Annotated in this window: 5 protein-coding genes and 1 pseudogene; 1 reads left to right on the top strand and 5 read right to left on the bottom strand. The window is 69.8% G+C overall.

From position 1 onward, the window contains the following. The 4 genes and pseudogenes from GRC12_RS41215 to GRC12_RS41200 all read right to left on the bottom strand — a co-directional run. Nucleotides 1-240: pseudogene (locus GRC12_RS41215) on the bottom strand (AI-2E family transporter); the annotation flags it as partial. Nucleotides 241-388: 148 nt separating this feature from the next. Beyond that, a complete protein-coding gene (locus tag GRC12_RS41210) occupies nucleotides 389-1,072 on the bottom strand; it encodes a transglycosylase SLT domain-containing protein (RefSeq protein WP_208785572.1) in 684 nt (227 codons plus the stop codon). Between the two features lie 402 nt (nucleotides 1,073-1,474). Further along, nucleotides 1,475-2,800, bottom strand: a complete 1,326-nt coding sequence (locus GRC12_RS41205; protein ID WP_208785571.1) for a PhoH family protein — start codon at nucleotides 2,798-2,800, stop codon at nucleotides 1,475-1,477. 337 nt (nucleotides 2,801-3,137) lie between these two features. Then, a complete protein-coding gene (locus tag GRC12_RS41200; protein ID WP_208785570.1) occupies nucleotides 3,138-3,911 on the bottom strand; it encodes an isoprenyl transferase in 774 nt (257 codons plus the stop codon). A 734-nt stretch (nucleotides 3,912-4,645) separates the two neighbouring features. Here GRC12_RS41200 and GRC12_RS47175 point away from each other — a divergent pair. Further along, nucleotides 4,646-4,879: a hypothetical protein gene (locus GRC12_RS47175; RefSeq protein WP_439959944.1), complete on the top strand. Its 234-nt coding sequence runs from the start codon at nucleotides 4,646-4,648 to the stop codon at nucleotides 4,877-4,879. Here the strand turns inward: GRC12_RS47175 and GRC12_RS41190 are convergent. Then, a complete protein-coding gene (locus tag GRC12_RS41190; protein ID WP_208785569.1) occupies nucleotides 4,851-5,651 on the bottom strand; it encodes a class I SAM-dependent methyltransferase in 801 nt (266 codons plus the stop codon). The genes GRC12_RS47175 and GRC12_RS41190 overlap by 29 nt on opposite strands. Between the last annotated feature and the right edge of the window lie 167 nt (nucleotides 5,652-5,818).

Raw genomic sequence — 5,818 nt, 5'->3', positions numbered from 1 at the left:
GGCGGGGGCCGGGTGGACCTCGATGACGTGATCGATGTGGTCGGCGTGATCGGCGTGGTTGTTCTGGTCGCCGGCGCGTGCGGGCTGTTTCTCGGCGCGGGCGGTCCTGGCGGACCTGCGGGGCGGGGGGCCGACCTCGGCCTCCTCCCGCTCCACCTCGGCGCGGCGCTCGTCCAGCCGCTCGCTCACCTCGGTGAGACCGGCGCCGAGCCGGCCGAGCCACCCTGGCACTCGCGACATGATCCGTCCTCTTCCCCCGCGTACCCGGGTGCTGGCCACCACTCCCCCCTGGAGTCGTTCGCGTCCGACCGTACAGGGCGACAGCCCCTCCCCCTAGGACGGGGAGGGGCTGTCGAAGGTTGAGAGCGGGGCGCGGGACCCCGACGGCTCAGTACCAGTGGTTGGCTTCCCAGAAGGACTGCGCCGCGCACGGGCTTCCGTAGCGGCTGTTCATGTAGTTCAGGCCCCACTTGATCTGCGTGGCCGGGTTGGTCTGCCAGTCGGAGCCCGCCGAGGAGTACTTCGAGGCGGGCAGGGCCTGGAAGAGACCGTAGGCACCGGAGGAGGCGTTGATGGCGTGGTAGTTCCAGCTGGACTCGTGGTCCACGATGTAGCTGAAGCACTGGAACTGGCCGGCCGGCACCATCTGCCGGGCCATCGACTGGATCTCGGCGACGCTGTACGAGCTCTGGACCGGGAAGTCGGCGCTGCTGCGGCTCGCGGCGGACTTGGCCTGGGCGCGCTCCTTGGCCTCCTTCGCCGCCTTCTCGGCGGCGGCCTTCTTGGCCACGGCGGTGTCGGCGGCGGCCTTGCGGGCGGCCTCCTCGGCGTCCTTCTTGGCGCTCGCGTCCGCCTGGATGGCCTGGGCGTCGGCCTGCTGCGTCAGGGACGCGGTCTGCACCTGGGCCTGCTGACCCGCGGGTATGTCCGCGAGCAGTGTGGTGTCGGCTGCCGTCGCCTCGGCGTCGTTGTTCTGCGCGACGCTGCCCGAGGCAACGCCCACGACACTTCCGACGGCGGTGACCGCGGTGGCCGAGGCCACTGCGAATCCCCGGACCGAAATCCGGCTCACACGGTTTCCTTCCAGCATCGCCCGCTTCGGTGACCCTGGCGGACGCAATCGTGCCCCTAGACGCTGGCCTCCCAACTGCGGGGTCACGGGAGGCACGGGCCCGGTGGGCAACTCCCGTGTGGGGAGCGCCGCGTGGTGCTCGGGCGGCATACGACGACCGGTATGGAGTTGACGTGTGGTGCTTCTGTGGCGCCGTACCGCTGGGGGTACAGCTGTGTCGTATGCGGGGCCTGACAGGAGTGAGACTCTGCCGTACCCGGACGCCGGGTGGCAATTCAGAGTTGCGTGTGAAAGCTCACATCCGGTTTGGCCCTGGGGATTTCGCGAAACCGCCACACGTGAAAGCGCCGCCCCACTAGGCTCACAGCCTTTGCGGGACGGCGCCAACTGGTGCGCGATCGGTCAGATTTGCCCGTCTTCCAGCATTTCGGTCACGAGAGCCGCGATCTGGGACCTCTCGGACCTCGTCAGGGTCACATGGGCGAAGAGCGGGTGCCCCTTCAGCTTCTCCACGACGGCGACGACACCGTCGTAGCGCCCTACGCGCAGATTGTCCCGCTGTGCCACGTCATGGGTGAGAACCACCCGTGAGTTGGCGCCGATCCGGGAGAGAACGGTCAGCAGGACGTTCCGTTCCAGCGACTGCGCCTCGTCCACGATCACGAACGCGTCGTGCAGCGAACGGCCGCGGATGTGGGTGAGCGGCAGGACCTCGAGCATCCCGCGGGCGGTGACCTCCTCGATGACCTCGCGGCTGGTGACCGCGGACAGCGTGTCGAAGACCGCCTGCGCCCAGGGGCTCATCTTCTCGGCCTCGGAGCCCGGCAGATAGCCCAGCTCCTGCCCGCCCACCGCGTACAGCGGACGGAAGACCATCACCTTCTGGTGCTGGCGGCGCTCCAGGACCGCCTCCAGACCCGCGCACAGCGCGAGCGCCGACTTGCCGGTGCCGGCCCGGCCGCCCATCGAGACGATGCCGACGTCCGGGTCGAGCAGCAGGTCGAGCGCGATCCGCTGCTCGGCACTCCTGCCCTTGATGCCGAACGCCTCCCGGTCGCCGCGCACCAGGCGGACGTTGCCCTCCGCCGTGACCCGGCCGAGCGCCTTGCCGCGCTCGGAGTGGATGGTCAGGCCGGTGTGCACGGGCAGGTCGGACGCCTCGGGGACGTAGACGTGCCCCTCCTCGAAGAGGATGTCCACCTGCTCGGCGGGCAGGGTCAGCTCGGACATCCCGGTCCAGCCGGAGGAGTCCGTGATGGCGAGTTCCGCCCGGTACTCCTCGGCGAGGAGGCCCACGGAGGACGCCTTGATCCGCAGCGGCAGGTCCTTCGACACGACGGTGACGTCGAACCCCTCGGCCTGCAGATTGCGGGCGACCGCGAGGATGCGGGAGTCGTTGTCCCCCAGGCGGTAGCCGGTCGGCAGAACGCTGGGGTCCGAGTGGTTGAGCTCGACACGGACGGTCCCGCCCAGCTCCCCGATCGGGATGGGGGCGTCGAGGCGGCCGTACCTCACCCGGAACTCGTCGAGCAGACGCAGGGCCTGCCGGGCGAAGTAACCGAGCTCGGGATGGTGCCGCTTCGCCTCCAGCTCCGTGACCACCACGATGGGGAGCACGACCTCGTGCTCGTCGAAGCGGCTCAGGGCGTTCGGGTCGGCCAGCAGGACGCTGGTGTCGAGAACATAGGTGCGCCGGTCTGGCTTGTGGCGCTTTGTGCTGGTCACCACGGAAGGACGTACCCCCTCGGATGAGGTCGGGGAGCGACGGAGTGGAGCTGGGCCGGTCGACGGCCGCGATGCACGGGCCGAGAACCGGCCCTCCGCCTTGTCTTCCGCGCTGGAACCGCACGGTCGGGCTGGTGCAAAGGGCCTCCCGGGCGGACGGCCCCGTGCCGCCCGCTGAGATCCGACACCCGTGGTTCGGGTGTCGACCTGACTGGCTTATGCCCTCGAACATGCGTCACCATGCCGACACGAATGACGGCGCTCCGGTGAACTCATTGTTACTTCCACCCCAAAAGGGGGTAGACGCCCCGATCGGTACGTCAGCCGCCGTAACGGAACGTCAGCCGCCGTAACGCCGGTGTCGCGCCGCGTAGTCACGCAGGGCGCGCAGGAAGTCGACCTTGCGGAAGGCCGGCCAGAAGACCTCGCAGAAGTAGTACTCCGAGTGAGCGGTCTGCCACAGCATGAAACCGGACAGCCGCTGCTCGCCGCTGGTGCGGATGACCAGGTCGGGATCGGGCTGGTCGCCGGTGTAGAGGTGGCGGCCGATCATGTCGACGTCGACGGCCTCGGCCAGGTCCTCCATCGCGGTGCCCTTGTCGTGGGCGTCCAGCAGCATGGAGCGCACCGCGTCGGCGATCTCCTGGCGGCCGCCGTAGCCGATGGCGACGTTGACGAGTATCCCGTCGACGCCGGCGGTGGCCTCCTCGGCCTCCTTCAGGGTGGTCTGCATCCGGGGCGGCAGCAGGTCGAGGGTGCCGACGTGGTGCACCCGCCAGCGGCCGTCCGCCGCGAGCGTCCGTACGACGTCCTCGATGATCCCGAGCAGCGGGCCGAGCTCCTCCTGCGGGCGGTCGAAGTTGTCCGTCGACAGCAGCCAGAGGGTGACGACCTCGACGTCCGTCTCCGTGCACCAGCCGAGGAACTCCTCGATCTTCTCCGCGCCGGCGCGGTGACCGTGCACGGTCGTGGAGCCGGCCGCCTTCGCCCAGCGGCGGTTGCCGTCCATGATGACGCCGATGTGCTTGGGCACCTGAGCGTGGTCCAGGTGGCCTTCCACCCGGCGCGCGTACAGCCTGACCAACAGGCCGCGCAGCTTGTCGCGCAGGTTCACGTGATCGTCAGCCCCTCCGTACCGATGCGGCCCCCGCGGCCCGCAGCCTACCGGTGGTTGCAGCAGGCGCCTATTTGAGGGCTCTGCGGGCTGTCGGCGCCGACGGCGGGAGCCCCCTTGGGGAGTACCCCGCGTGGGCCCGGACACCGGGTGGGTGTGCGCACAAAAAACGGGCCGGTCCGTGGGGGGGAGACGGACCGGCCCGAGGGGGGGTTTCCACCATAACCCTTCGTAAGTGATGCTGCGTGCATCGGCGTGCCACAACTACTCTCCGGAATCGAACGGCGACGCCCGGGTGCTCGTCGCGAGGGGGTTCCGGAGGGGTTTGATGGCCGGATCACTGCGGTTTCCCAGGGAAAACGCGGGGATGTGAAGGAAAGCGGAAGAGTGTGCGGCGTTTGGCTGACCGGTGTCGGCATCGCCCGGGCGGGTGACCCGGGCCGCGAACGTCCGCTTGACGTCGGAGCGGGTCGCGCCACCGGGGAAAACGGCACCGCGCAGCCCCCTCCACTGCGCGGTGCCGCCCGCGCAGCTTTGCTCACGCGAATTACCTTGGTCTGAACTTACGTGACACCTGGGGCTGAATGCCACTCGCGGTCATAACAATGCGGAAACCGCGATCGTGGATGGATCGGGGATCCCGCGGCGGATCCAGGACAGATGCCGGACAGGCGTTGGACAAGGTCTTGGCATCGAGGACAGGAACCGTCCTAATGAGCCCCTACGGTCGCCCCATGACCCTGAGGATCAGCTGGAACGAGGCGAGTGCACGACGACTGGAGCGGCAGTTCCTGGCCAACCCTGCCGAGCGGGGCACTCCGGTCGCCGACATCGTCGCCGCGATGCTCGGCGCGCACGCGCGGGTGCTGTCCGCCGCCGAGGTTGGCGTATCGCCCGCGTGGGTCAGCGGACGGGCTTGGGTCAGCGGACGGGCTTGGGTCAGCGGACGGGCTTGCGGGCCTCGATGAGGTGCCGGGTGCTGTGGGCGACGAAGGGGCCCTCGGACTCGATCCGCTCGTGCAGGGCGCGGAGTTGGGGCTCGTAGGCCTCGGCGGTGAAGCCCGGGACCATCCAGATGACCTTGCGCAGGAAATGGACGACGGACGCGATGTCGTGGAACTCGATCCGCAGCCGCTCGGCACGCAGGTCGACGATCTCCAGGCCGGCGGCCTCGGCGCCGGCGCGTTCGCGGTCGGGGTGACGGTCGCTGAGGGAGGCCTCCGGCTGGGGGCCCAGGAAGTGCTCGACCAGCTCGAAGACGCTGCGTGGGCCGACGTGCTGGGCGAAGTACGTGCCGCCGGGCTGCAGGACGCGGGCGATCTCCGTCCAGTGCGGGGTGACGGGGTGCCGGCTGCTGACGAGGTCGAAGGCGCCGTCCGCGAAGGGCAGCGGCGCGTCCTCGGGGGCGGCGACGACAGCGGTTCCGCGCGGGCGGAGCAGCTCGGTGGCCTTGGCGACGTTGGGCGGCCAGCCCTCGGTGGCCACGGTGAGCACGGGGGTCTTCGGGGCCCGCCCGAGGGCGAAGTCCAGGACCTCCCCTCCCCCGGTCTGGACGTCGAGTGCGGCCGAGGCCCGCGCGAGACGTTCGGCGAGCGAGACGGCGTAGCCCCACGAGGGCCGCTGCTCGGTGGCCCGCCCCTCGAACCAGGAGAAGTCCCATCCGTCGGTGGGCACGGCGACACCTTCGGCGACGAGGTCGTCGAAGGTGCGAGGTTCACTGGTTCGGTGTTGAGGGGCCATGGGGTGATCCTGGCAAGGAGTTGGTGGTCGGCGCCGCTGGTTTTTCGGGGGCTGGAGCTATGGAAGGAACGACGCCGCCCGCATTTCGTGACGGGCGCGGATACGGTCGCTTCGTGGCGTAGTGGGCAGGGCGACGGAGCTGGGAGGTTCCGGGGATGGCGCGGCGG

It is taken from the genome of Streptomyces griseorubiginosus (genome assembly GCF_017614965.1).
Lineage (GTDB): Bacteria > Actinomycetota > Actinomycetes > Streptomycetales > Streptomycetaceae > Streptomyces > Streptomyces griseorubiginosus_B.
The sequence above is the reverse complement of the archived record's forward strand: the minus strand, read 5'-3'. Positions and strand labels throughout refer to the sequence as shown.

Excerpts from the sequence above, each read along its gene's own strand:
- GRC12_RS41190 (WP_208785569.1), bottom strand. The coding sequence starts at position 5,651 with ATGGCCCCTCAACACCGAACCAGTGAACCTCGCACCTTCGACGACCTC.
- GRC12_RS47175 (WP_439959944.1), top strand. The coding sequence starts at position 4,646 with ATGACCCTGAGGATCAGCTGGAACGAGGCGAGTGCACGACGACTGGAG.